Here is a 22,775-nt window from a genome sequence, read left to right as displayed (position 1 = left end):
GCCGCGTTGGATCAGGAATACCGAGCCAACGGATATCTAAGTTCTATTATACAAATGACGCTTTTGCCGCGATATTTTGCCCATTGAGCATTCTCGATAGGCAAGTCGAAAGACGAAAAAATGTCGACACTTCAAAAATCGGATACCCCTTCGCCGGCATTGACGGCTGTCGAGCCGAGATTTCCGACCGTCGATCGCACGGCCTTTGTTTCCGCGATGAGTGGCGCGGTGACTAGTGTCAACATCATTACCACCGATGGGCAGGCCGGTTTGTTCGGTGTGACCGTCAGCGCGATGGCTTCCGTTTCAGCGGATCCGCCAATGCTACTCGTATGTGTCAATCGTCGCAGTCCTGCCCGTGAGGCAATCGACGCAAACGGAGTGTTCTGCGTCAATCTTCTCGCCGCCCACCAAGATAGCATCTCCGATGTGTTTGCTGGTCATCCACGCGAGGGCCAGGCTTTCGACTTCAGCTGTGCGGAATGGGAACCTGCCGCGACTGGCGCCGCGCGTCTGCCTGACGCTGCAAGCACCTTCGACTGCGTCGTGCATAGCAGTCACGACGTCGGAACCCACACCATTTTTGTTGGCCGTGTGGTGGACGTGACCGCCACCCAGAGAGCGCCACTGGCGCATTGTCGGCGGGCGTATTGCCACCCGGCCACATTGCCAACGAGCAACTAGCACTGCCAGCGCGCAGACGTGAAGTCCTGAAAGGAAGGCATTTCAATGATCAGAACCGGCAACCAATATCGGGAGTCCATCCGTGATGGTCGACGGGTGTGGATCAATGGCGAGCGTGTCAAGGACGTCACCACTCATCCGATGTTCAAGCCCATCGTCGATGTAAGGGCGCGCATCTACGACATGGCCCATGAGCCGCAGCATAGCGCGACGATGACCTATGAAGATGGCGGCGAGCGCTATGCAATCGGGCTGAAGTTACCCTACACGCAGCAGGACTGGCATGACAAACGTCGCTCGACCGATGCTGTGCTGGAAGATGTGAAGGGCATTGTCACTCGAGTCGGCGACGAGACCGTCGGCGAAATGTGGTCGCTGTTCGACGGCCGGGAAATGCTAAACGAGGTGGATCCGCGTTTTGGCGCCAACATCGAGCGGCACATCAACACAGTCCTCAAGAATGATCCATTCCACGTATCGGCAAACACCGATCCCAAGGGGGATCGTTCGAAGCGGCCGCAGGATCAAGACCCAGACATGCTGCTGCATGTCGTCAAAGAGACGGACGCCGGCATCATCGTTCGCGGCGCTAAATACGAAACTGCTGCCGCCTATGCCAACCAGGCTTTTACAAAGCCCACTATCGCCAACTGGGGCGATGAGAAGCTGTCCGACTATGCCGTCGGCTTCATCTGCGATTTCTCCTCACCGGATCTCCGCTTCATCACCCGTACCGGCTTTGCCGGACGCGCGCCGGCGGAGGACTATCCGTTGTCCAATCGTGTCGACGAAATCGACGCTCTGGTTATCTACGACAACGTCCTGATCCCTTGGGAGAATGTACTGTTTTATCAGTACACGAAAGCCGCTCAGTTCATCCGGTCCACCCTGCACCGTTATTCTGCCTTTGCCTTCGTCCAGCGCAATTTGAAGCTTGCCGACATGATGATTGGCGCCGCCCTTTGGAACGTCCGCCAGACGGGCCTGGAGAAGCAGCAGGCGGTACAGGAGAAACTGGCCACGCTCGCTTGCTATCGAGAGGGTATCAATGCCCACCTGACGGCCGCTATCGCGGAGGCGGAACGGAGCCCTGCTGGACTGATGATGCCGAACCAGTCGTTCCTCATGACTGGCCGTGTTCTAGCCTGCTCGCAACTTCATCTCATGATGCATATCGCAAGGGAACTCTGCGGTGGCCAAATCTGCGTCACGCCCGATGCAGCAAGTTTCCGCGATCCCGAGGCTGGACCATGGCTGAAGAAGTTCTACACCCTGAACGATAACTGGCAGGCGGAGGACAGACGTAAGTTGCTCGCCTTCGCGCGCGATCTGCTGAATTCTGACTATGCCGGGCACCGTTTGACCTTCCAACTGTTCGCCCAGGCGCCTCCCTTCGCCCATCTCGCGGCGGTTTATAACAATTTCGACTGGAACGAGCCGCTTCGCTTTACCAAAGAGGCCGCAGACCTGTCGGATCGTGTCTACGGGCCGTCGAAACTGTCAGCAGCGGCCAGCTAGCTTTCCTCCCACGCTCGCGCCGATTGCCCATTCAGTTGGTGCGAGCCTTTCTATTCCCCGAAAAGAGTTGTCATCATGATCCACAAGCGCCTTCGCCCCTTCAACACGCGCACGACCTATCCCGAGCAGAAGCTCGACAACGATCTGTCCCAAGGCGTCGTCGCACGCGGCACCATGGTTTTTCTGCGCGGACAGGTATCGCAGGATCTCGATACGCGGGAATGCCTTCACGTTGGCGACGCCGGCGCACAAACTGCCAAGACGATGCAGAACATCAAGATGCTGCTCGAAGAAGCGGGCAGTGAGATGGCCCACATCTGCCGCATCGTGGTCTACCTGACGGACATCCGCTATCGGGAAGCCGTCTATCAGGAGATGGGCAAGTGGCTGAAGGGCGTTCACCCTTGCTCTACCGGCTTGGTCGTCCCGGCACTGGCGCGGCCGGAATGGGTCGTCGAGATCGAGGTGACTGCTGTGATCCCCGACGCGGCGTGAATGGAGACCTAACTTGACCTTTTCGATTTCAGCCCGGTGCGCAAAGACCGGCATGTTCGGTATCGCAGTTTCGTCCTCCAGCCCTTGCGTCGCGGCGCGTTGCGCTCACGCACGCGCAGGCGTCGGGGCGGTAGCAACCCAAAACATCACGGATCCGACGCTTGGGCCGCGCGGCCTTGATCTGATGGCCTCAGGTCTCAGCGCAGCCAGGGCCCTGGAGCAGATCAAAGCCGAGGCCAAGTTCCTCGACTATCGACAGCTTGCTCTGGTCGATAGGCAGGGCAACGGAGCAACGTTTTCCGGCAAGAACACGCTCGGCACGCACCGAACCGTCATCGCGCAGGATGTCGTGGCCGCCGGGAATCTACTCTCGAGTCCGGTCGTGCCGGAGCGGATGGTCGATGCTTTTTTGGCCGAGGTCAGTGCTCCGCTCGGTGCCCGGCTGATCGCTGCGATGAAGGCTGCTCTGGCAGCAGGAGGCGAGGAGGGCCCGGTCCATTCGGTCGGCATGCTGCTGGTTAGAGACGTGGCATGGCCGGTGGCGGACCTTCGTGTTGATTGGCGCGAAACCGATCCGATAGGAGAGCTTGAGCGGCTGTGGGAGTTGTGGGAGCCGCAAATGGACGCCTACGTGGCGCGCGGGCTGAACCCGTCGGCCGCTCCCTCATACGGCGTACCCGGTGACGAGTAGCCGGCGAATAGACCTTGACAGTGAATCGTGCAGCAGCCATCGTTTGCTGCGGTTCCTGATACAATCGTCCGAACGCGGCGAGGAACTGGCTTGAATCTGAGCTTGGCGCAGGGTCTCGTGAACGACCTGGATCCGCGTAGTTTCTCGATGCGCTTTACGCTTAGGCAGCTCTCTTATTTTGTAGCTGCCGGCGAGGTCGGGGGCGTTACCCTGGCGTCGGAGCGCATCAATATCTCGCAGCCGTCGATTTCCGCCGCGATTTCACAGCTAGAGTCTGAATTCGGTCTACAGCTTTTCGTCCGTCATCACGCCCAGGGCTTGTCGCTGACGCCGGCGGGCCAGAGGCTGATGCACGCAGCCAAGGCGCTGCTGTTGCAAGCGGAAGAACTCCACGGCATTGCCGACGAAGTAGCCAAGTCGGTATCTGGCCCGCTGCATGTCGGGTCATTCCGAACGTTTGCCCCAATGCTCATACCCGAATTGTGCAAAGCGTTTCTTGCGCAGTATCCGGCAGTCAAGCTACGGGTTTCCGAAGATGATGAAGCAGCTTTGATCGCCAAGCTGCGCCACGCTGAAATCAACTTGGCGCTGACCTATGCCATACATCTCACAGATGACATAAGCTTTGAGCCATTGGCCGAGCTGCCGACCTATATTTTGCTGGCGGCCGATGACCCATTTGCAGGTCGGAACTCGATTGAGCTGTCCGATTTAGCCGAGAGGCCGTTCATCCTGTTGGACATGCCACTCAGCAAGGAATATTTCCTCTCGCTGTTCATGACGCAGGGGCTGACGCCGAACACAGTGGCCAGTTCCGAATATCCTGAGACTGTGCGCAGTTTCGTCGCTTGCGGGTTCGGCTATTCGCTAATGACGTCGAGGCCTATGAACATGCATGCCGTAAATGGGAAGAAGCTTGCTTATGTCCGTCTCGGCGGAAACCACCCTCCCATGGTTCTAGGCATTGCTAGCCTAAAAGGATTGCGCAAGACGCGGGCGACGGAATGTTTCGAAGATCACTGTCGGGCACTGATCTCCACTGGCGAGTTGCCCGGCATGTTGCCTTGGCGATAGCGGCTCGTCTACACCGTTAATTCATCGCCGAGCCTACGCAACATCGTCATGCATTGCGACAGTTGATCGAGGCTGATGAACTCGTCAGGCTGGTGCGCTTGGCGAATATCTCCTGGACCACAGATAACTGTCGGAATACCGAGACGTTCATGAAAAAGCCCGCCCTCGGTGCCGAATGCTATCTTTCCGAGTGAGCTGCCATTGGTGAGCTTCTGCACGTGCCGTACCACGGCCGCTTCGGAATTCGTGTTCAGCCCCGGATAGGTGTTGACGATTTCCACAGTGATGCCGGTATTGGCAAAGCGTGCCTGTGATCCTTCCGTCAGTTCGCTCGCTTTGCCGGCGATGCGCTGAAGGAGACGCTCCGGATTATCAGTTGGAATATTGCGGATCTCGAAGTCGAGACTGCAATGGTTGGGGACGATGTTCAGAGCCGTTCCGCCACTGATTGTGCCAACGTGAAGTGTCGTGAATGGAACCACGAAGCCAGGGTCGTGGTCCTCGCCGGCGACAATTCTGTCCTGCAGTTCGCGTATCATCGACACCATGTCCGTTGCGAGGTGGATTGCGTTCAGTCCCTCAGGGGCATGGCTGGAATGGCACTCGCGGCCCGTGCAGGTAATTCGCCCAGCCACCTTTCCCTTGTGAGCGATAACAGTTTGCATGCTGGTCGGTTCGCCAATCACGCACATGGACGGACGAGTCGAGTTATTGGCCAGAATGTCGATGAGGCGTCTAACGCCCACACAGCCGATCTCCTCGTCGTAGCTGAAGGCGACATGCAGCGGGCGTTGGAAAGTTCGTCCGGCGGTTTCTTCGATCAGAGCGAGCACACAGGCTATGAAGCCCTTCATGTCGGCGGTTCCGCGTCCGAAGAGGCGATCGTCCCGACTTGTCATGCGGAAGGGATCGCTACTCCATGCCTGACCATCGACGGGTACGACGTCAGTGTGGCCTGAAAGGAGGACACCTGAGGCATTGGGATTGCCCAAGGTCGCATAGATGTTGGCTTTCGTGCCCTCTTCATTGTGAACGAGCTCGGAATCGATCCCGATCTGCCCCAAGAACCCTCGCACGTATTGGATCAAGTCGAGATTGGAGGCGCGGCTAACGGTGGCAAAAGCGATAAGGCGATCGAGTATTTCAACCGCTCGATGAATGGACATTGTTCGACTTCGGTTCATTTGCGATCGGTCATGTTTAGCTCGCTTGCAGCACGCAGGATCATCTTATTTTTCGAAGCGCGGGATTGGGAAAAAGAGGGCTGCCGCCACTGGCGACTATGACATTCACATCGTATTCGCCGTTCGCAGGACGAGGGATTTGGGAATGGCACTGCCAACGCCATTAACCTGATGCGCGTGGGCAGGCCCCTTCAAGGCATGATTGGCGGAAGATGTCGCAATGAACGGACAGTCTCGACGCGAATACGACAGCCTTGGATTCGTCGAAGTTCCGACGGACGCATTGTGGGGTCCCCAGACGCAGCGTGCGCGCGAGAATTTCCGCATCTCCGGAATGAAAATCAGCCGTTTCCCCCATATCCTCATTGCACTGGCGATGACGAAGCAGGCTGCCGCCAACGCCAATGCACAACTGGGTATTCTTTCACAGGAAAAGCGTGCGGCGATTTCCGCTGCCTGTGACGAGATTATCGCAGGGCGCCACCACGACGCCTTTCCACTCGACCCTATCCAAGGTGGCGCCGGGACATCAATGAACATGAACGCCAACGAGGTGATCGCGAGTCTCGCAAATGAGTGGCTCGGAAACACTCGCGGCAGTAATGGGCCATTGCATCCTAACGACGACGTTAATCGCTCACAGTCGACGAACGACGTCTATCCGACCGCCGTCCGTCTTTCACTCATCCTGGCGCACGAAAGCCTGGAAGTTGCGCTGCTCTCCTTGGTTGCGTCGTTCGAGGAGCGTGCCGCGGCCTTCGCAACGGTCGTGAAGCTCGGTCGAACTCAGCTTCAGGATGCCGTTCCTATGACCTTGGGCCAAGAATTCTCAGCATTCGCAACCGCCTTGCGAGAGGATGTTATGAGGCTTCGCGAAATGTTGCCGCTGCTTGCGGAGGTCAATCTTGGCGGGACCGCAATCGGCACGAGACTCAACGCGCCAAAAGGCTATTCCGAGATCGTGTTGGGGGAGCTTTCGGTCATCAGCGGCAAAACTTTGACCCCTGCTGCCAACCTCGTCGAGGCAAGCTGGGACATGGGTGCCTTCGTTCTGTTTTCTGCGATGCTGAAACGGCTGGCGACGAAGCTCTCCAAGATTGCGAACGACCTGCGACTGCTGGCAAGCGGACCCCGTGGGGGGTTCGGCGAAATTCGGCTGCCTCCGATGCAGCCGGGGTCTTCCATAATGCCTGGAAAGGTGAACCCGGTCATTCCGGAAGTCGTCAATCAGGTCTGCTTTCAGATTATCGGCAACGACATTGCCATCACGATGGCGGCGGAGGCCGGCCAGTTGCAGTTAAATGCCATGGAGCCGTTGATTGCATTCAACCTGCATTTCTCGATCCAGCTGATCGAGGCCGCGATCCGGACTTTCGATGAGCAATGCGTGCGTGGGATTGAGGCGGACCCGGAGCGCTGCCTTGAACATCTGGACTCAAGCGTCGGCTCTGTGACTGCCTTGGTCCCAATTCTCGGCTACGTCTCCAGTGCCGAACTCGCAAAGGATGCACTCCGCCTTAATCGCAAGGTAGCCGATCTCGCGATCGAACGAGGCCTTGTAAGCGCGGATGATGCGGCAAGGCTGCTAGACCCCATGAAGCTGGCCATGCCGGTCTGAAGGTGCCGCCTGGCCCTCGGTTTATCCGATGCAGAAGGCTACTAATCCCGCTTTTTCCGATCCTCAAAGCCGGTGTAGAGCGTCACGTCTGGCCACTCGTCGAGCGAGGCACGGTCACGCCCCCCATTCAGAACCTTCCCGCTGGCGGCAGCCGCGCAAGCACACCGCTTACTGGATGAAAACGCCAATATGGGGAAGGTTGTGCTGACGTGCTCCTAGGAGGTCAGTCGCAGGCTCCATGGATGTCCGCAACGGTTCGGCTCATACCGCCCCAGCATCGGTTCTTTCGAACCAGAAAGCCGAAAAATCAAAATTGCCTACCGCGAGCCCGATCGTAGACTGGCGAAACATTGCGAGTTGAACTCGCAATCGCAGCTGCCTCGCATCCAAGGACAACAGGATGAGCCTTTACGACTTCCTTTCAGTCGATGCTGCAGCTCATCCTAGTCAGATAGAAGACGCCTACCGGGCCAAATTGATGTCGTTGCCAAAGACGGGATTTCGTGGATGGCTCGTTAAAGTTACCGGAATGGCAGAAAACTTACACTACGCTTATACTGTATTGAGCAATCCAGTTGAACGATACAAATACGACTCCGGGTTCCATAGCGATAGAACTTACATGTATCTCGGGTTTTAAAGCCCAATTGGGCATGCGGCAGCGCAAATGGATCTCGCAATGATTTTTATGAAATCTGGCCACGAAGATATTCTCGCGAACGCAGCACGTTCTGCCTTTAGAAGAAACCCGAAAAGGGAATCGTCGGCAAAAAGTGAAAGCAGGGATACAAAACCTCGGGAACGCTCATTGTTCACGAGACTGGTCGCTGGATTGGCGAACCGAACTGCTCGTTTCATGCGGAAATAGAACCTCAAGAGCTAGCGTCGCGACATGGGAGAAATCCCAGGGACGCCGCGTGCATTTTGCCTGATAGCAATTTGCGACATGACAAGCACCGCTGCCAATGGCGCCATGCTCTTGGCGATGCCGTAGACGCGTCAATGGCCAGTCTGGCACAGCATCCCCTTTGACCTGCGCAACCCGCGCGCATTGACGGCACGAAAGCAAATATGTGGACTATACATATATATGCAATTGGGTTAGACGCTGATTTGGCGTCGATGAATGAAGCCCGTGAATGGCCAGATCGATCATCGCTTTCGTAGCTCTCTGCCTCTGGCAAGGAGCGCGAAACGATCGCCTAGGGGTGAAGAAAATCACGTAGAACCAATGTTCTAACGTCCATATGAAGGGGAGTTTGCAATGAATCGCTTTGGATTTGTGCTAGCAGCTGCGATGATGGTTACAGCCACATCGAGCTGGGCGGACCAATGTCTAGACAACATTAAAGCAAAGGGCGTGCTTCTGTCCGGAAATGGGCTGATGGGCACGAAGCCGTTCATTTGGAAGAACGAGGACGGCACATATCAAGGTTTCGAATGGGACATTTTCCAAGAGATCGGCAAGCGCATGGGTGTCGCGAAAGTCGATTACGAAATCACGGAATGGAGCACGCTCATCCCAGGCCTGAAGGCTGACCGCTGGGACATCATCCTATCCGCCATGTCGGCTACGCAGGAGCGAATAAAGAACGCCGGCGTAGAGTTTAGTTCGCCATACTTTTTGCTGATCGATCATGTGATCGTGAAGAAGGACTCCGCCATTCAGTCGATGGATGATCTCAAGGGCAAAATCCTTGGCACGACCATGGGCACCAACGATTCGCTGAACGCGCATAGGCTGGTCACCGAGGGCAAAGCGGGGAGCGTCCTCGACTACAACAGCTTCGGGGAACCATTCGTTGCTCTGCAAAACGGCCAGGTCGATGCGGTAATCCTCGATCAGGGTACGTTTGCCGGCCAACAGGAAGCGCTGGGCAATATGCGGACCGTCGGAGAGCCGATCTATTACCAGCCCAAGCCGGAATGGGCCGAGGCCGAAGGTAAGGCGCATTACATCCTTGGGTCATCAGCTGTCGCGGTGAAGCGCGAATGCCCAGATCTTCTTGCGGCAATCAACACGGCTTTGGCGTCGATGGAAGCCGACGGAACCCGCAAAGCGATCCTTGAGAAATACGGCATGTGGGCCGATTACCAGTCCAAGATGACCAAGTAACTCACGCCGAGAACGGGGAGCGGCCCTGGATGTATGAATTTTTCTTCGTCTTGATACCAGAGCACTTCCCGTTCTTGTTGCAGGGGGCATTGGTGACGTTGGAATTGTCGCTGCTTAGCATGACCCTGGGTATTCTAATCGGGTTGATCGTCGCGCTGGGACGCTTGTCTCAAAAATGGTGGCTCGTATGGCCGCTGCGGGCATATGTAGAGGTCTGGCGCGACGTCCCCCTAATCGTCCAATTGCTCGTCATTTATTTCACACTGCCGCAGATTGGTATTGTGCTTCCGGGGTTTTGGGCTGGGATCCTTGGCTTAAGCTTGAACCTGGGCGCCTATCTGTCGGAAGTCTTCCGTGCCGCGATTCAGTCAGTCGATGCAGGGCAACGCGAGGCCGGCCTTTCCATAGGCATGTCGCGGATCATGATATACGGGCGCGTAGTTCTGCCCCAGGCTTTGCGGATCGCGGTTCCGACTGTAGGAGGTTATTTTATTTCGCTTCTCAAAGACTCCTCGCTCGTTTCCTTCATTGCCGTGAACGAGTTGCTGCGGCACGGCTCGATCTTGATCAACAACACGTTCCGAAGCATGGAGATCTATCTGATGGTCGCCATTATTTATTTTGTCATGAGCTTTGCGGCATCGCGCGCCGTCATTTGGCTGGAACGGGTCCTGACTCCCGTGCACCAACGTGCAAACGCCCAGGCAAGAGCAAGCGCATGACAAAGGAGCCCATTCTCCAGGTAAGTGGCCTCGCAAAGTCCTACGGCGCTCAGACTGTCTTGAGTGGTGTTGACCTCACCGTGCACCAGGGAGACGTGACGTTTCTCATCGGCCCTAGCGGCGGTGGAAAATCCACACTTCTGCGATGTATCAACTTTCTGACGCGTCCAAATAACGGGGCGATACAGTTTGATGGGCAGCAACTGTGCCATCGCGATGCCAGTGGTTTCGCAGTTGCGCCCGAACGGGTGCTCCGCAGGGCGCGCAGTGAAATGCCAATGGTATTCCAGCACTTCAACCTGTTTGCACACCGGACCGCTTTGGAAAACGTCATCGAGGCCCCGATCCACGTTCAGCGCCGACCAAGAAAAGAGGCCATGGATGCAGCATTGGAAACGCTTGCACTTGTCGGTCTAGCAGAAAAGCGCGATCACTATCCAGACCAGTTGTCGGGTGGACAGAAGCAGCGCGTGGCCATCGCGCGCGCTCTGGCGATGAACCCTAAACTCATTCTGTTCGACGAGCCCACCTCAGCGCTTGATCCAGAACTTGTCTCAGGGGTACTGGATACCATCCGTTCGCTGGCCGATCGAGGCATGACACTCATCGTTGTCAGCCACGAGATGAGTTTCGCCAAAAAACTCGCAAATACAATACATTTTGTCTGCGACGGTATCGTGATGGAATCCGGCGCGCCGTCCGAAATTTTCGGCAATCCCAAGTCGGAGCGTCTGACCAATTTTATTCGAACCGTGAGTCACTAAATTGCGGTTTGGCGGAGGCGCCCCCGAGTCATTCAGCAGTCCGGTCCAGATATCTGCCGTACTATGCCGGGACCTGCGTCGCGCAGCTCGCGAATTGAACGCAACCCAAGAAGCGCCAGGGTGACTTCCAGCTCTGCTCGTATCGATGACAGAACGGCCGCGATGCCCGCCTCGCCGGCGGCTACCAACCCGTAGACATAAGCTCGGCCTAGCAAGCAGGCAGACGCGCCAAGCGCGAGCGCCTTGGCCACGTCGCCCCCGCGGCGGATTCCGCTATCGAGCAGGATTTCTGTTCGGCCCGAGACGGCGGCGGCTATATCGCCAAGGGCGGTAATGCTCGAAGACACTCCATCAAGCTGGCGGCCACCATGGTTCGAGACAACTATGCCGTCCACGCCTTGGTCGACGCAGCGTAGAGCGTCGTCGGCCGTCAGAATGCCTTTGACGACGAGGCGGCCATGCCAGCGAGCCCGCAGCCAGGCCAGGCCCTGCCAATCGAAGGCAGGGTCGATCTGGCGTGCAAGGAAGGCGGCTTGCTCGAGATAGCCTTCCCCTGCCTCAGACCAGTCTTCCGCGAGTGCCATTCGAACCGGATGCGCGCGCGCAATATCCGCCAACCACGACGGGTGGCTGAGTAGGTCCAAAACCATACGCAGAGACGGCTGCGACAACATCCGCAGGCCATTGCGAATGTCCCGTTCGCGGATGCCCGACACGGCGGTGTCGACAGTGACGAACAACGTCCCAAACCCGCAACCGGAAACCCGATCAAGCACAGCCTCTGTCCGATCGCGGTCTTTCAGTGCATAGAGCTGGAATGCCGCTCCAGCCCCGAGCGTGGCAGACAGCCTCTCCGGACGTGTTACTGTGAAGGATGATAGACAGGCAGGGATACCCGCACACTTGGCTGCACGAAAGGATGCCGCCTCGCCATCGGCGCGGAATACTCCGAGCGACCCGATAGGACCCAGCATGACGGGCAAGTCATGATGTCCGCCTAAGAACTCGGCATCCAGCTTGCAACTCGACACATCGCGTAGGACACAAGGGCGCAGCTGAAAGCGATCAAAGTCGGCGCAATTTGCCCTGAGCGTTGTTTCGGCGGAAGCCCCGCCATCGAGATAGTCGAAGAAAATCTGGGGCAGGCGTCGGTGGGCGGCTTCCCGAAAACTCTCGACATCTGCACATCGGCGAAGGCGCGCGGCTGAGGTCATCAATGTTTTCCTTCCGTTGAGCAGCCCGCTCCCAAAGGCGCGATGTCCATCTCGTGTTCGGGGCAATGGATTGCTCTCTAGCACCCAAGCCACCGGCCTCCAGAACAGCTACGGCTCGGGTGCCCAAAGGGTGCATACGCCATCCCGTTGATAAGTTGTATATGCTACTTCAACGTCTTATGAAATTCGCCCTTTTATCGAACCTCCTTGACATCGAGCCAATCGAGCCGCGCAGCTGCGTCGACCTGGCCAGATCCTATCGGGCGACTGTCATGCGTCCAGCGAGACTAAACCTTGAGCCTGGGTGAAGAAGTCGGGCACTCGAGGCTATGAGGCCGCCCGACCATGTGCGGCGACGCAAAAGGAGGAGTGGATCGTCAGGTTGCATCTCCAAAAGCTTGCGGCTTGTCTCGTCGACGGGAATTGCCTGTATGACGTGCTCAACCTCCTCAAGAGGCCCTGTGGCCATAAGATGCTCATAGGGTGTGATGCGCGAAAAATCTTGATCCAGATAGTCCTGCGAGAAACGAGGGTTAACAAATCTATCTTCTATCTGCAATGGTCGTCCATTCTCTCGGTGAACAAGAATTGAATGGAATACGACGGTTCCAGGAGTAACATTCATTTCAGTAGCAAGAGATAGGTCGCAATTTACAGCGTCCAAGGCGATAACATCTGTCGTATGGACGTTGCCGCGTGCTTCAATCTCAGCATGAATATTACGAATCTCTAGGAATGTGGACTGAGCGCGACGGGCTGCGACAAAAGTACCCGCGCCTTGCTTGCGCACCAGCACGCCTTCGGCAGCTAAGTCTCGCAATGCCATATGGATGGTCATGCGAGACACCGCAAATTCCCCGGAAAGGCGAGCCTCAGACGGAATCCGAAAGCCTTCTGGCCACTCTGCTGAGCTGATTTTCGACAACACGTGGCTGCGTATCTGCTGCCCCCGGGACTGGCCGATGCCGTTTATCTCTGCATCACCACGGGGAGAAGTGGTTTCCGTTCGCCTGCTCATGCCGATGCCTGCCGTTCACTCTCAAATCAAGCTGATTCAGACATTTATACAACTCGCCTTTCATAACCAACACCAAAACGTCGCCGCGCCTCGGAAGCGGCCCTTGACAAACCGATTTCAGGATATGTATGGAGTTGTATATATGTATTTATCATGCTCCGAATGAGCAGGCCGAATTCACCAAGGAGGACACGATGGGAAAGCCCGAGATTCTTTATTCCGTACGCGCCATGGGCGGGAACAACCTTCGCTGCAAGGGTTGGAAGCAGGAGGGCATCCTGCGCATGCTCGAGAACAATATGGAGAACGCCGAGCATCCCGAGGAACTGGTGATCTACGGCGGCATCGGCAAGTGCGCCCGAAATTGGGAGAGCTATCACGCCATCGTTCAGTCGCTGCAGGACTTGGAGAATGATGAGACGCTGGTGGTCCAGTCGGGCATGCCGGTCGCGATCTTCAAAACCAACATGCTCGCACCACGCGTCGTGATGGCGACCACCAACATCATGAAGGCAACCTGGCCGATCTTCTACGACCTTCAGGACAAGAACCTGACCATATACGCGCAGTATACCGCCGCGCCGTGGGAATATATCGGCACACAGGGTGTGATCCAGGGGACGTTCCAGACACTGGTGGCGATCGGTGACCAGAAATTTGGCGGCAGCCTGAAGGGGCGCATCCTTCTGACCGCCGGCATGGGGGGCATGGGCGGCAACCAGCCGCGCGCGATGACCATGCTGGGTGGCGTCTGCATCTGCGCCGACGTCGACGAGAAGGTGGTCAAACATCGGCTGGAGGTCGGCTACTGTGACGTCATTGTGCAAGACTTTGACGAAGCCGTGAAACTTGCCAAGGAAGCTGCGGCTGAAAAGCGTCCCTTGGGTATTGCGCTGATGGGCAATGCCGTCGACGTGCTGAAGAAGGCCAGGGATGCCGGCTTCATGCCCGACATCATTACGGACATGACCCCGGCGCATGACCCGCTATCGTACGTCCCCGCGGGCCTGACTGTCGATGAGGCGCGCGAACTCCGCAAATCCAGTCGCGACGAATATTTCAAGCTCGCCGGCACCTCGATGATCGAGCAGTTGCAGATCATGAATGAGTTTTATGACAAGGGCGTTCAGGTCTTCGAATATGGCAATTCCCTGCGCAAGGAAAGCCGCGATGCTGGCATGCCGGTGGCCGAGGCAATGAAGATCCCTGGCTTTGTGGCCGCCTATATCCGCCCTCTGTTCTGCGAAGGTCGCGGGCCTTTCCGCTGGATATGCCTATCACGCGATCCGGCAGATCTCGCCAAGCTCGACGACGTGGTTGAGGAAATGTTCGCTGAGGACGATTTGGTGCGGAACTGGATCCAGTTGGCCCGCAAGCATATCCCGATCGAGGGTCTGCCGGCACGCATTTGCTACCTGGGCTTCGGCCAGCGCAAAGCCTTCGGCATGCGCGTCAACGAGTTGGTGCGCTCCGGCGAACTCAAGGGGCCGGTGGCCTTCTCACGTGACAACCTCGACTCTGGGTCGATCGTGAACCCCACGTTCGAATCGGAGCGGATGAAAGACGGCAGCGACCTGATCTCGGACTGGCCCTATCTCAACGCTCTGCTGAATGTAGCCGCCGGCGCCGACCTGGTGGCGATCCAGGAGAACTATTCCATGGGCGAAGCCGTACACACCGGTGTGACAATGATTGCAGACGGCTCGGCCGAGGCGGATGTCCGACTGGCTGCTTGTCTGACCACCGATAGCGGTATCGGCGTGGTCCGCCATGCGCAGGCCGGGTACGACATTGCCCGCAAGACGGCCCTGGAGCGCTTTGCCAAAGACGGTGTGCAGGTGCCGCTGTGGTGGACGCCGACCGCCACATTCGGACCGGATGACGCCAAGGCGCCCCAGAAGAAGACCAAGTAACAAAGAGGAAATCGGCAATGGCGCGGATCACGGCGGTCATCGACAATGCAGGCCAGGTTTTGACCTGTGCAGCCGATGCGTCTGACCTTGTCGGCGCCCGAACAAACACGATGGTGGCGATCAGCGATGACAAGATCGCCGCCGTCGGAGCCAAGGCAGAGATCGCCGCCGCTTATGACCTGAGCAACGCCGAGCGGATCGATGCTGGCGGCGGACTGGTCATGCCTGGCTTCGTTGATTGCCACACGCATCTCGTCTTCCACAAATCGCGCGTCGAGGAGTACGCACAGAAGGTAAGGGGGCGTGCCGCCGCCGAAATCAGGGCCATGGGTATTCCCATGGGCATTGCCGCCACGGCGCGGATGATGCGGGAGGCAACTGAAGACCAGCTTGTTGAGAGTGCCGCCGAGCGGCTGGCGCACATGCTGTCCTTCGGCACCACCACGGTTGAGAGCAAGAGCGGCTACGGTCTCAACACCGCGACTGAGATCAAGATGCTCGAGGTGAATCGCGCCGTGGCGGCACGGCAGCCCATTGAGGTCGTCTCGACATTTCTCGGCGCGCACGAATTTCCCGAAGACCGCAGCCGTGAGTCCTATATCGCCGAGATACTCGAGGAGATGATCCCTGAGGTCGCCCGGCGCGGACTGGCCGAGTTTAACGACGTCTATTGCGACGACGGCTACTATAGCGTGGGAGAGTCTCGCACGATCCTCTCGCGTGGGCTCGATCACGGGCTCAAGGTCAAGATCCACACCGATGCCTACTCCCACATCGGCGGTTCAAAACTGGCAGCGGAGTTGGGGGCGGTGTCGGCCGACCATATGAATTACACCGCGGCTGGAGAATACACCGGCCTGCGCGACGCCGGCGTCGTTTGCGTGGTCATGCCCGCGCTCGACTTCGCCGTAGGGCATTCGCGCCCGTTCGACGCTCGCAGCATGATGGACGCAGGGCTGACGTTGGCGCTTGCAACGGACATGTGTCCCGGTTGCTGGCTCGAGTCTATGCCTTTTGTGGTCCAGCTTGCTTGCCGCCTTTACAGGTTTAGCCCGGCGGAGGCGATCCGGGCTGGCACGCTCCACGCGGCAATGGCACTGGATCGTGGCGACCGGATCGGATCGCTTGTACCGGGCAAACAGGCCGACATCGGGATATTTCCCTACGATCGCTATGAGGACATGGCTTATCGTCTTGGACGCGGCCGTGCGAGTTTGGTGATCAAGGCCGGTCGGATCGTTTTTGACGACCGTCAGGACCTGCCATGAGTCTGTTCAAGGTCGTTCCAGGCGACAGGCCGGTCATCCTCCGTCAGCCTCACGGCGTCACTTCTTTCCCCGTTTCCCTCGTCACGCGGCGCATGGCGTACGACTGAACTCTGTGACCGACAGGAGAACATCCCCAATGACGACGATCTACGAGGTCGAACACCTGCACCAGCCGGACGGCTGGCTTTCCCCTGGTTATCTGGAAGTCGACGCCGGCGGCACGATCTTGTCTGTTCGCGCCGACCGGCCGGGTGGGCCTGTGCACCATCTGGCCGGTTTCGGGGTGCCGGGACTGTCGAACCTTCACTCACACGCTTTTCAGCGCGTATTGGCCGGGCGTACCGAATTCGTGACAGCGGCTCGGGCTGAGGACAACCTATGGACTTGGCGCAAGGAGATGTATCGAACGGTTGATCGTTTGACGCCAGAGGATTACGAGGCGATCGCCGCGTTGGTCTATCTGGAAATGCTGCAATTCGGAATGACGGCAGTCTGCGAGTTCCACTATGTTCACCATCAGCCGGGTGGCCTGCGCTACGCCAATGCGGCGGAGATGTCGGATAGGCTGATCGCTGCTGCGTCGCGCACCGGCGTGGGCATGACCATCCTTCCCGTGCTGTACGCACACGGCGGCATTGGCAAACCGGTGGTGGACACGCAAAAGCGTTTTGTCCACTCCGTAGACGATTATCTGAAGTTGCTCGACACTCTTCGCGGACGACGGACAGCCAATCGCAACCTCCAAGTGGGGCTGGCGCTACATTCTCTGCGTGCTGTGGCGGCGGACGAAGCGAAAGCGGCCTTAGCCGGTATGCGCGCCATGGATCCGCAGGCCCGGTTGCACATCCACGTCTCCGAGACCACCCATGAGGTGGATGAAGTGCAAGCCGGTCTCGGTGCCCGACCTGTGCAGTGGCTTCTCGACAATATCGGCCTCGGGCCCGAATGGTGTCTGGTTCATGCTACCCATCTCGATGATTCTGAAATCGCCGGTGCTGCAGCAAGTGGCGCGGTCGCCGGGCTCTGCCCTTTGACCGAGGCGACCATGGGCGACGGCTTCTTCCCGCTAGTCGAATGGCATGACGCGGGCGGCAACTGGGGCATCGGCACCGACAGCCACTATTCTACATCAACTGCCGAAGAGTTGCGCATCCTTGAATGTGGGAAGCGCCTGGAATTGAGGAGGCGCAACGTGATCGCCCGGTCCGAGGCCGACGGGCGTGAGACCCATAGCGGCCGGCTGCTGTTCGACATCGCGCTGGCGGGAGGAGAGCAATGCTCAGCCCAAGGCGGGGGAGCGCTCGTGGCAGGGCGGCGAGCCGATCTGGTGATACTCGACCCAAACAGTCCGGTGCTTCTGGGCCACGGTCCCCAGACCGCGCTTGATGCCTGGATCCTGGGCGGTACCCGTAACCCGGTCCGTGACGTGATGGTCGCGGGCCGTTGGGTGATCCAGGGAGGGCGCCATGCAGACGAAGAAAGAATCCTCGGCAATTATCTCGCCGCTGTTGCGCGGCTCAAGAGCAGGTGATCGTGTGACGTCATCTGGTGGATGTGGGCTGCAGGAATAAAGCTTCAAAGCTAGAGACACAATGAAGAGACGAGTGGAGGCAGGTATTTATATCGTTTGTCGCGCTTAGATAGGATTTAAGATGGATCCATTGTGGCCTCTGTATATCGATAGTGAAGATGACAACTCAGGAGGATACCGCAATACAATCGTGTCTTTCGACATGTATTTGGTTCCTCATGTCGTTAGGCTAGGTTCTTCTCTGTGTCGATTTTGCCGCTTAAATCGTCGCGTCCAGCTGACCTGTCCAAGGAGCGTCATGGCCAACGTTTCAGAAGATGGCTCAAGTTCATCCGAAGCGCGGAACGCGCACTTCAGATCATACCAACGGGTCCTGATTGCCTTCGCATCCCGCTCAGCCGCGTGCCGCTTTTCGCTTTGGCGTCGCCTTCGGTGCCTTTTCAGCCGCAGGCTTCCGTCCAAGCCCGCTGAATTTCGCCAGTGCCGACCGCTGAGCCGCGTAGTTCGGTGCGACCATTGGATAGTCTGGCGGAAGGCTCCACTTCTCACTGGCCCGCATGTGACGCGGGAGACTGCCGCCCTTGCTGTCCTTGAGATGTCGACACCACGCGTCGCCGACTGACGCATCATCATCTGGGCGATCCTCAGATGTCCCTGTCCGACGCGGCCTTTTTTGCTGGGGTATGCAGACCAGAGCACATTCTTTCGTGTCTGCCTGCCCTGGTTCGGAGAGCAGCCTGGCCGGTACCGCGCTCGCCGATGCCGTGAACCGCATGGGGCGGTGCCGACGCCCATCGTGGGAGACTAGGCCAGCGCTCCATCGCCAGCATATATCACAAAGGAGTCCGCGCATTGATCGAAACGGACATTGTCTGGGACTCAACGGACAGCGCATCGAAGGACTGGACATCGACCCTATCAACAAGGTGCCGGCATTGCGTCAGATGGGTTCAACATCAACTGGGACAGATCGAACCGGAAGCGAGCCGCTTCGACGAACCGGATCGGCCCTGCATCATCCAAGAATTGTAGCGAAGGAGGATGTCCGGCGCCGGCCAGCACTGCTGCGTCGGCTTATTGGACATCGGAGGCCTCCTGCTCACCGCTTGCGCGCCTGGTCCCGGGAGGCACTGCCCGGTTCTGGCCGCTACGGTGGCGGAACGGCCTGTAATTTCCGAGCTTGGTGCGTGAGGAGTATTTGCCGTCGACAAGACCAAGCGGCTTCTGATCTGCCGCCTGGGTCAGCGTTTCAGCGGGCTCGGGGGCGATGGTGGGCGGCGCGACGATTGGCTCGGGAACGAGCGTTGGGGCTGGGACTACTGGCGCACCACCGATCAGGGTCAGACGCCTCTGCGCCACGGCCTCGGCGGCCGCCCTTATTGGGTCATCCTCGGTGTGGACGTAGCGCATGAACATGGTGACGGTCTTATGCGCGGTGAGCGCCATGCCGACCTTCACCGGCACGCCGGAGTTGGCGATGTCGGTTGCCGAGCGGTGTCGGATGCCGTGCGTGCCGATGTGCGGCAGACCGGCCCGCTCGAGGATGCGCTTCCAGCCGTGATAGTAGGTGTGCTTCGACATCGGGAGGTTCGGATCGAAGATCGACGGGCAGACGAAGGGCGAGACTTCGAGCCGCGGCGCCGTTTCGAACAGCCGGGCCGCCTCCGCGCTCATCGGCTTGGACATAACGCCGGTCTTGCTATCGGGCCATTCGATGCGCCGGTTGTCGAGATCGACCCAAGCCCATTCGAGCTGCCGGATCTCCGACATGCGCGCGGCGAATTCGAATTGGAGCCGGACTGCGAGGAGGATGAAGGGATGCTCCAGGCCCTCGGCTTCGGCCTTGTCGAGGTAGGTGTAGAGGAGCTTCAGTTCCGTATCGGTGATCAGCCGGGTCTTTCCCCGTTCCGGAAACTTCGGGATGTGGCGGCACGGGTTGGACCCGTCGGGCCGCATTCCCCAGACCTCGGCCATGTTGAACATCTTACGCACCGCAGCCAGAACACGGTTCGCGTTTGTCGGGGTCCTCGACATTCTCTTCATGAGGTTCGCGATGTCGGCCCGCGTGACGTCGGGCACCTTCATCTGGCCGAGATGCGGCACGATATACAGCTTCCCGTAGCCCCGGTTGGATTTGACGGTCGAGGGCTTGTTTCGGCTTTCCGAATAGTCGTCGATAAACCGGTCGAAGAGTTCCTTGACTGTCAGTGCCTTTCGCATGGCGGAGCGTTCGGCGCTCGGGTCCTTGCCCTTGCGGACGTCGGCGAGCCAGTTCTGGGCAATCGTTCGAGCCTGCTCCACGGTGATTTCGCCGAAGCGGCCGATGGCGGGCTTTCGCCGCTGGCCGTTGGCGGCGACGTAGGCCACCATGAATATCTTGCGTCCGGTCGGGGTGACCTTCAGCAAGAACCCCGGTATGATGGTGTCGCGAAGTTCGTAGGGTTCCTGATCGGCCGTTGCGGCATCGACGATCGTCTTGGTGAGCTTGATTTTGGGCATTCCTAACCTCCATTAAAGTCGATTTCAGGTGCAGAATAGGTGCAGCCAGAAATCAAACCGTGGCGTATGTCCGGTCAGGTATGGATGGTTGGACGGGCCGAAAAAGCTAGTGGCTACAATCGGTTATCGTCCAATTGGATACCGCCGGATAAGATTAGGATAGGGCATATCCGGCCTCTCAAAATCGAGTTCCGCAAGGAGTGCTGGTTCGATTCCGGCTAGGGGCACCATTTTTTCTGATCTCACGCCGGTTCGCTTCGCTCACGGCTCCGATGGGAAGGCCTGACCGGCCGACGGGCAGTCGCCCTTGCGAACCCTGCGGGTTCGGATATGTGCCGGAAAGGCGCACCACCTCATCCTTCGAGTGATCGACACTCACCGCATGTTGCCGGTGTGGCCTTGCGAATATCTGCCGGGCTGCGGCCAGACCGTCAGGCCGTGGGGTTCGAGGCCAACGGGGATCTTCACCACCGCGCCCGAACTGGTGTCGATCATATAGACCTCGCTGTCGAAGCGACCTGACAGCCAGAGTTGCTTGCCGTCGGCGCTGACATTGCCCATGTCCGGGCTGCCGCCGCCAGGTATGGGCCACTGCGCGACAACCGCACGGGTGGCGAAATCGATGACGGTTACGCTGCCCGGCCCGTTTGCACGACCCTGTTCCATCTTGTGCGAGCCGCGGTTTGAAACATAAAGCCTTGTTCCGTCGCGGCTGACGACGAAGCCGTGCGTTCCGATGCCGGTGGCGATAAAGCCGATTTCGGTGAAACTGTCGCCGTCGACCAGGAAGACGCCGTCGTTCATCATGTCGGCGACATAGAAGACCTTGCCGTCGGGGGAAAGCCGGATGTCCTGCGGCATGCCCATTTTCGAGAGAACCAGACTGCCCAGGATCTTCTGGTTCTTCAGGTCGATCTTGATGAGGCCGCCATCGCCAAACTCGCAGGTGAAGATGGCGTAGGACTGTCGGCGGAAAAATCAGCGTGATTGATGCCGGGGCAGGACGGTGTTGGAAGGATCGATTTCAGCGCCATGGTTTGCGGATCGCGAAAGTCGAGCCGCCGGTAGGCTTCGTCGACAATGACCGCCGAACCGCCATCCGGCATGAAATACATGTTGTAGGGATCCTCGACCGGAATTTCCTTGCCCGGCTTGCCGGTCTTGGGATCGATGGGCGTCACACTGCCCTTGGTTGAGCCGCTGGCATTGTTGGCGACCCACAGCGTCTTCAGGTCCCAGGATGGAACGACATGCTGCGGCTTACGTCCGACCGGAAACCTGTCGACCTCCTTGAGCGTCGTGGTGTCGATCACCGATACGCTGTTGGATGAACGGTTCGGAACATAGACGCGTGGCAGCGCGCCTGCCGTGGCCGGGCTCAAGTGACCGATGGTCGTTTCGCTGTAGACATTGACGGGAGAGCGGGCTGGTGGCTCGCTGCAGTCCTCCGGGCAGGAGCCGGCCGAAGCGATATTCGACGACAGGGCAACCGACAACAGAAACGGCGCGCAGGCGCCGGCCAACCGCCAGAAATTCTCGATCATTTGGGCTGCTTTGCCATGAAGCCGCGGATCGCATCGGTCGTTCCATTGACGATCAGGTCGACGCCGAGCTGGCCGAATTCGGCCGAAGACCGTGTCGGGTCGCCGTTGTAGACGCCGTCATGGGCATCGAGTTTCGGAGCGGCCGCAAGGCGATCCTTGCGCACCATGGAGGGATCGATGGCGAGCATGAGCGAAGTATCGGCCAACCCCGCATGGGTTCCAATTTCGGAACGCTTTGCTCCGGCGGCCAGGAGTTTCTCGACATAGGCGTCCTGGGTGATCCGGTAGTATTCCAGCGCTGCAAAAACACGCACCGGCGTCTTTTTCCATTCGGCATTCAGGCGATCGGCGACAAGGCTTTCATCGGCCTGGTAACCGCCATGGTCGCCGATTAGCACGATGGTCTTGAAGCCGTGCAGCTTGAAGCTGCGGGCCGTGGATTCGAGCAATTGCTCGAACGTCTTGTCGCTGATCGTGATCGTGCCTGGAAACCGCATATGGGCGGTCGGCGGGTCGACGGTTCCCTCCGGGACATAGGCGATGACCGGAGCGACCAGCGCGTTGCCGAGCTTCTCGGCTATCTTTTCAGCCAGGAACTTGACCCGCACATTGTGCTTGCCCAATGCCATTGCGGGGCCGTTCTGCTCGGTGCCGCCTATGGGGACGATGATCGTGGTTGTGCCGGCACCGATGCGGTCGTGCAACTCGGTCCAGGTCTGGTCTTCAAGGAAAACCGACGCATTGGCGGCGGCGGTCGCCACCAACAGCAGGAATGGCAAGAGGGCGAAAACCGTGCTTGCAAGGATGGCGCCGCGCCGCGTGATCATTTCGACCTCAAAACCATCGTCCGCCCGAGCGTATACATGCGCCTGCCGACTGTCATATTACGGAATTGTAAAAGCCGTGTGCCGGTGAAATCCGA

The 22,775-nt window shown here is 58.4% G+C and carries 21 protein-coding genes; 13 read left to right on the top strand and 8 right to left on the bottom strand.

Annotated elements, in window-relative coordinates; genetic code table 11:
- Positions 1–120 precede the first annotated feature (120 nt).
- The 5 genes from BPNPMPFG_RS17345 (at position 121) to BPNPMPFG_RS17325 (ending at position 4,462) form a co-directional block, all read left to right on the top strand.
- A complete protein-coding gene (locus tag BPNPMPFG_RS17345) occupies positions 121–684 on the top strand; it encodes a flavin reductase family protein (RefSeq protein WP_258589956.1) in 564 nt (187 codons plus the stop codon).
- Between the two features lie 45 nt (positions 685–729).
- Complete coding sequence (locus BPNPMPFG_RS17340; protein ID WP_258589955.1) at positions 730–2,202, top strand: 4-hydroxyphenylacetate 3-hydroxylase family protein; 1,473 nt, start codon at positions 730–732, stop codon at positions 2,200–2,202.
- 75 nt (positions 2,203–2,277) lie between these two features.
- A complete protein-coding gene (locus BPNPMPFG_RS17335; RefSeq protein ID WP_258589954.1) occupies positions 2,278–2,697 on the top strand; it encodes a RidA family protein in 420 nt (139 codons plus the stop codon).
- A 13-nt stretch (positions 2,698–2,710) separates the two neighbouring features.
- On the top strand, positions 2,711–3,388 hold the full coding sequence (locus BPNPMPFG_RS17330) for a DUF1028 domain-containing protein (RefSeq protein ID WP_258589953.1): 678 nt from the start codon (positions 2,711–2,713) through the stop codon (positions 3,386–3,388).
- A gap of 90 nt (positions 3,389–3,478) precedes the next feature.
- Positions 3,479–4,462 (top strand): LysR family transcriptional regulator, encoded by a 984-nt coding sequence (locus BPNPMPFG_RS17325; protein ID WP_258589952.1) that lies wholly within the window; start codon positions 3,479–3,481, stop codon positions 4,460–4,462.
- A gap of 8 nt (positions 4,463–4,470) precedes the next feature.
- Here the strand turns inward: BPNPMPFG_RS17325 and argE are convergent, their stop codons facing one another.
- Positions 4,471–5,628, bottom strand: coding sequence for an acetylornithine deacetylase (argE, locus tag BPNPMPFG_RS17320; protein ID WP_258589951.1), 1,158 nt, complete (start codon positions 5,626–5,628; stop codon positions 4,471–4,473).
- A gap of 238 nt (positions 5,629–5,866) precedes the next feature.
- On the opposite strand from argE, the gene BPNPMPFG_RS17315 reads away from it, so the two are divergent.
- The 5 genes from BPNPMPFG_RS17315 to BPNPMPFG_RS17300 all read left to right on the top strand — a co-directional run bounded on the left by BPNPMPFG_RS17315 (position 5,867) and on the right by BPNPMPFG_RS17300 (position 10,866).
- Positions 5,867–7,264 (top strand): aspartate ammonia-lyase, encoded by a 1,398-nt coding sequence (locus BPNPMPFG_RS17315; protein WP_258589950.1) that lies wholly within the window; start codon positions 5,867–5,869, stop codon positions 7,262–7,264.
- A 141-nt stretch (positions 7,265–7,405) separates the two neighbouring features.
- Positions 7,406–7,483, top strand: coding sequence for a hypothetical protein (locus tag BPNPMPFG_RS43190; protein ID WP_413776876.1), 78 nt, complete (start codon positions 7,406–7,408; stop codon positions 7,481–7,483).
- 1,045 nt (positions 7,484–8,528) lie between these two features.
- Positions 8,529–9,380, top strand: coding sequence for a substrate-binding periplasmic protein (locus BPNPMPFG_RS17310; RefSeq protein WP_258589949.1), 852 nt, complete (start codon positions 8,529–8,531; stop codon positions 9,378–9,380).
- Positions 9,381–9,409: 29 nt separating this feature from the next.
- A complete protein-coding gene (locus BPNPMPFG_RS17305) occupies positions 9,410–10,102 on the top strand; it encodes an amino acid ABC transporter permease (protein ID WP_258589948.1) in 693 nt (230 codons plus the stop codon).
- On the top strand, positions 10,099–10,866 hold the full coding sequence (locus BPNPMPFG_RS17300) for an amino acid ABC transporter ATP-binding protein (protein ID WP_258589947.1): 768 nt from the start codon (positions 10,099–10,101) through the stop codon (positions 10,864–10,866). The genes BPNPMPFG_RS17305 and BPNPMPFG_RS17300 overlap by 4 nt, the downstream gene beginning before the upstream one ends.
- 32 nt (positions 10,867–10,898) lie before the next feature.
- Here the strand turns inward: BPNPMPFG_RS17300 and BPNPMPFG_RS17295 are convergent, their stop codons facing one another.
- Together BPNPMPFG_RS17295 and hutC are read right to left on the bottom strand one after the other, a co-directional pair.
- A complete protein-coding gene (locus tag BPNPMPFG_RS17295) occupies positions 10,899–12,080 on the bottom strand; it encodes an alpha-hydroxy acid oxidase (RefSeq protein ID WP_258589946.1) in 1,182 nt (393 codons plus the stop codon).
- A gap of 256 nt (positions 12,081–12,336) precedes the next feature.
- The gene (gene hutC / locus BPNPMPFG_RS17290) at positions 12,337–13,098 is read right to left on the bottom strand and encodes a histidine utilization transcriptional repressor HutC (protein WP_258589945.1); all 762 of its coding nucleotides are present in this window, start codon (positions 13,096–13,098) and stop codon (positions 12,337–12,339) included.
- Between the two features lie 194 nt (positions 13,099–13,292).
- Here hutC and hutU point away from each other — a divergent pair, with 194 nt between their 5' ends.
- The 3 genes from hutU (at position 13,293) to BPNPMPFG_RS17275 (ending at position 17,810) form a co-directional block, all read left to right on the top strand.
- The gene (gene hutU / locus BPNPMPFG_RS17285; RefSeq protein ID WP_258589944.1) at positions 13,293–15,011 is read left to right on the top strand and encodes a urocanate hydratase; all 1,719 of its coding nucleotides are present in this window, start codon (positions 13,293–13,295) and stop codon (positions 15,009–15,011) included.
- Between the two features lie 17 nt (positions 15,012–15,028).
- A complete protein-coding gene (hutI, locus tag BPNPMPFG_RS17280; RefSeq protein ID WP_258589943.1) occupies positions 15,029–16,279 on the top strand; it encodes an imidazolonepropionase in 1,251 nt (416 codons plus the stop codon).
- A gap of 136 nt (positions 16,280–16,415) precedes the next feature.
- Positions 16,416–17,810 (top strand): formimidoylglutamate deiminase, encoded by a 1,395-nt coding sequence (locus BPNPMPFG_RS17275; protein ID WP_258589942.1) that lies wholly within the window; start codon positions 16,416–16,418, stop codon positions 17,808–17,810.
- 394 nt (positions 17,811–18,204) lie between these two features.
- Here the strand turns inward: BPNPMPFG_RS17275 and BPNPMPFG_RS17270 are convergent, their stop codons facing one another.
- The 5 genes from BPNPMPFG_RS17270 to BPNPMPFG_RS17250 all read right to left on the bottom strand — a co-directional run bounded on the left by BPNPMPFG_RS17270 (position 18,205) and on the right by BPNPMPFG_RS17250 (position 22,680).
- Positions 18,205–18,327 carry a Ros/MucR family transcriptional regulator gene (locus BPNPMPFG_RS17270; protein WP_413776781.1) on the bottom strand — a complete coding sequence of 41 codons (123 nt, stop codon included), beginning with the start codon at positions 18,325–18,327 and terminating at the stop codon, positions 18,205–18,207.
- A gap of 557 nt (positions 18,328–18,884) precedes the next feature.
- On the bottom strand, positions 18,885–20,309 hold the full coding sequence (locus BPNPMPFG_RS17265) for a tyrosine-type recombinase/integrase (RefSeq protein WP_258589941.1): 1,425 nt from the start codon (positions 20,307–20,309) through the stop codon (positions 18,885–18,887).
- Between the two features lie 375 nt (positions 20,310–20,684).
- Complete coding sequence (locus BPNPMPFG_RS17260) at positions 20,685–21,218, bottom strand: YncE family protein (RefSeq protein ID WP_413776875.1); 534 nt, start codon at positions 21,216–21,218, stop codon at positions 20,685–20,687.
- Positions 21,215–21,853 (bottom strand): YncE family protein, encoded by a 639-nt coding sequence (locus tag BPNPMPFG_RS17255; protein WP_258589939.1) that lies wholly within the window; start codon positions 21,851–21,853, stop codon positions 21,215–21,217. The genes BPNPMPFG_RS17260 and BPNPMPFG_RS17255 overlap by 4 nt, the downstream gene beginning before the upstream one ends.
- A complete protein-coding gene (locus BPNPMPFG_RS17250; protein WP_258589938.1) occupies positions 21,850–22,680 on the bottom strand; it encodes a creatininase family protein in 831 nt (276 codons plus the stop codon). Before BPNPMPFG_RS17250 ends, BPNPMPFG_RS17255 begins: the two co-directional genes overlap by 4 nt.
- Positions 22,681–22,775: the final 95 nt, after the last annotated feature.

The sequence above is a fragment of the Mesorhizobium sp. AR07 genome (genome assembly GCF_024746815.1).
Classification (GTDB): Bacteria; Pseudomonadota; Alphaproteobacteria; order Rhizobiales; family Rhizobiaceae; genus Mesorhizobium.
The sequence above is the reverse complement of the archived record's forward strand: the minus strand, read 5'-3'. Positions and strand labels throughout refer to the sequence as shown.

What these genes read in the sequence shown, in the direction of transcription:
- BPNPMPFG_RS17345 (WP_258589956.1), top strand. Translation starts at nt 121, where the DNA reads ATGTCGACACTTCAAAAATCGGATACCCCTTCGCCGGCATTGACGGCT.
- BPNPMPFG_RS17340 (WP_258589955.1), top strand. Translation starts at nt 730, where the DNA reads ATGATCAGAACCGGCAACCAATATCGGGAGTCCATCCGTGATGGTCGA.
- BPNPMPFG_RS17335 (WP_258589954.1), top strand. Translation starts at nt 2,278, where the DNA reads ATGATCCACAAGCGCCTTCGCCCCTTCAACACGCGCACGACCTATCCC.
- argE (WP_258589951.1), bottom strand. Translation starts at nt 5,628, where the DNA reads ATGTCCATTCATCGAGCGGTTGAAATACTCGATCGCCTTATCGCTTTT.
- BPNPMPFG_RS17315 (WP_258589950.1), top strand. Translation starts at nt 5,867, where the DNA reads ATGAACGGACAGTCTCGACGCGAATACGACAGCCTTGGATTCGTCGAA.
- BPNPMPFG_RS17310 (WP_258589949.1), top strand. Translation starts at nt 8,529, where the DNA reads ATGAATCGCTTTGGATTTGTGCTAGCAGCTGCGATGATGGTTACAGCC.
- BPNPMPFG_RS17305 (WP_258589948.1), top strand. Translation starts at nt 9,410, where the DNA reads ATGTATGAATTTTTCTTCGTCTTGATACCAGAGCACTTCCCGTTCTTG.
- BPNPMPFG_RS17300 (WP_258589947.1), top strand. Translation starts at nt 10,099, where the DNA reads ATGACAAAGGAGCCCATTCTCCAGGTAAGTGGCCTCGCAAAGTCCTAC.
- BPNPMPFG_RS17295 (WP_258589946.1), bottom strand. Translation starts at nt 12,080, where the DNA reads ATGACCTCAGCCGCGCGCCTTCGCCGATGTGCAGATGTCGAGAGTTTT.
- hutC (WP_258589945.1), bottom strand. Translation starts at nt 13,098, where the DNA reads ATGAGCAGGCGAACGGAAACCACTTCTCCCCGTGGTGATGCAGAGATA.
- hutU (WP_258589944.1), top strand. Translation starts at nt 13,293, where the DNA reads ATGGGAAAGCCCGAGATTCTTTATTCCGTACGCGCCATGGGCGGGAAC.
- hutI (WP_258589943.1), top strand. Translation starts at nt 15,029, where the DNA reads ATGGCGCGGATCACGGCGGTCATCGACAATGCAGGCCAGGTTTTGACC.
- BPNPMPFG_RS17275 (WP_258589942.1), top strand. Translation starts at nt 16,416, where the DNA reads ATGACGACGATCTACGAGGTCGAACACCTGCACCAGCCGGACGGCTGG.
- BPNPMPFG_RS17270 (WP_413776781.1), bottom strand. Translation starts at nt 18,327, where the DNA reads ATGGTCGCACCGAACTACGCGGCTCAGCGGTCGGCACTGGCGAAATTC.
- BPNPMPFG_RS17265 (WP_258589941.1), bottom strand. Translation starts at nt 20,309, where the DNA reads ATGCCCAAAATCAAGCTCACCAAGACGATCGTCGATGCCGCAACGGCC.
- BPNPMPFG_RS17255 (WP_258589939.1), bottom strand. Translation starts at nt 21,853, where the DNA reads ATGATCGAGAATTTCTGGCGGTTGGCCGGCGCCTGCGCGCCGTTTCTG.
- BPNPMPFG_RS17250 (WP_258589938.1), bottom strand. Translation starts at nt 22,680, where the DNA reads ATGATCACGCGGCGCGGCGCCATCCTTGCAAGCACGGTTTTCGCCCTC.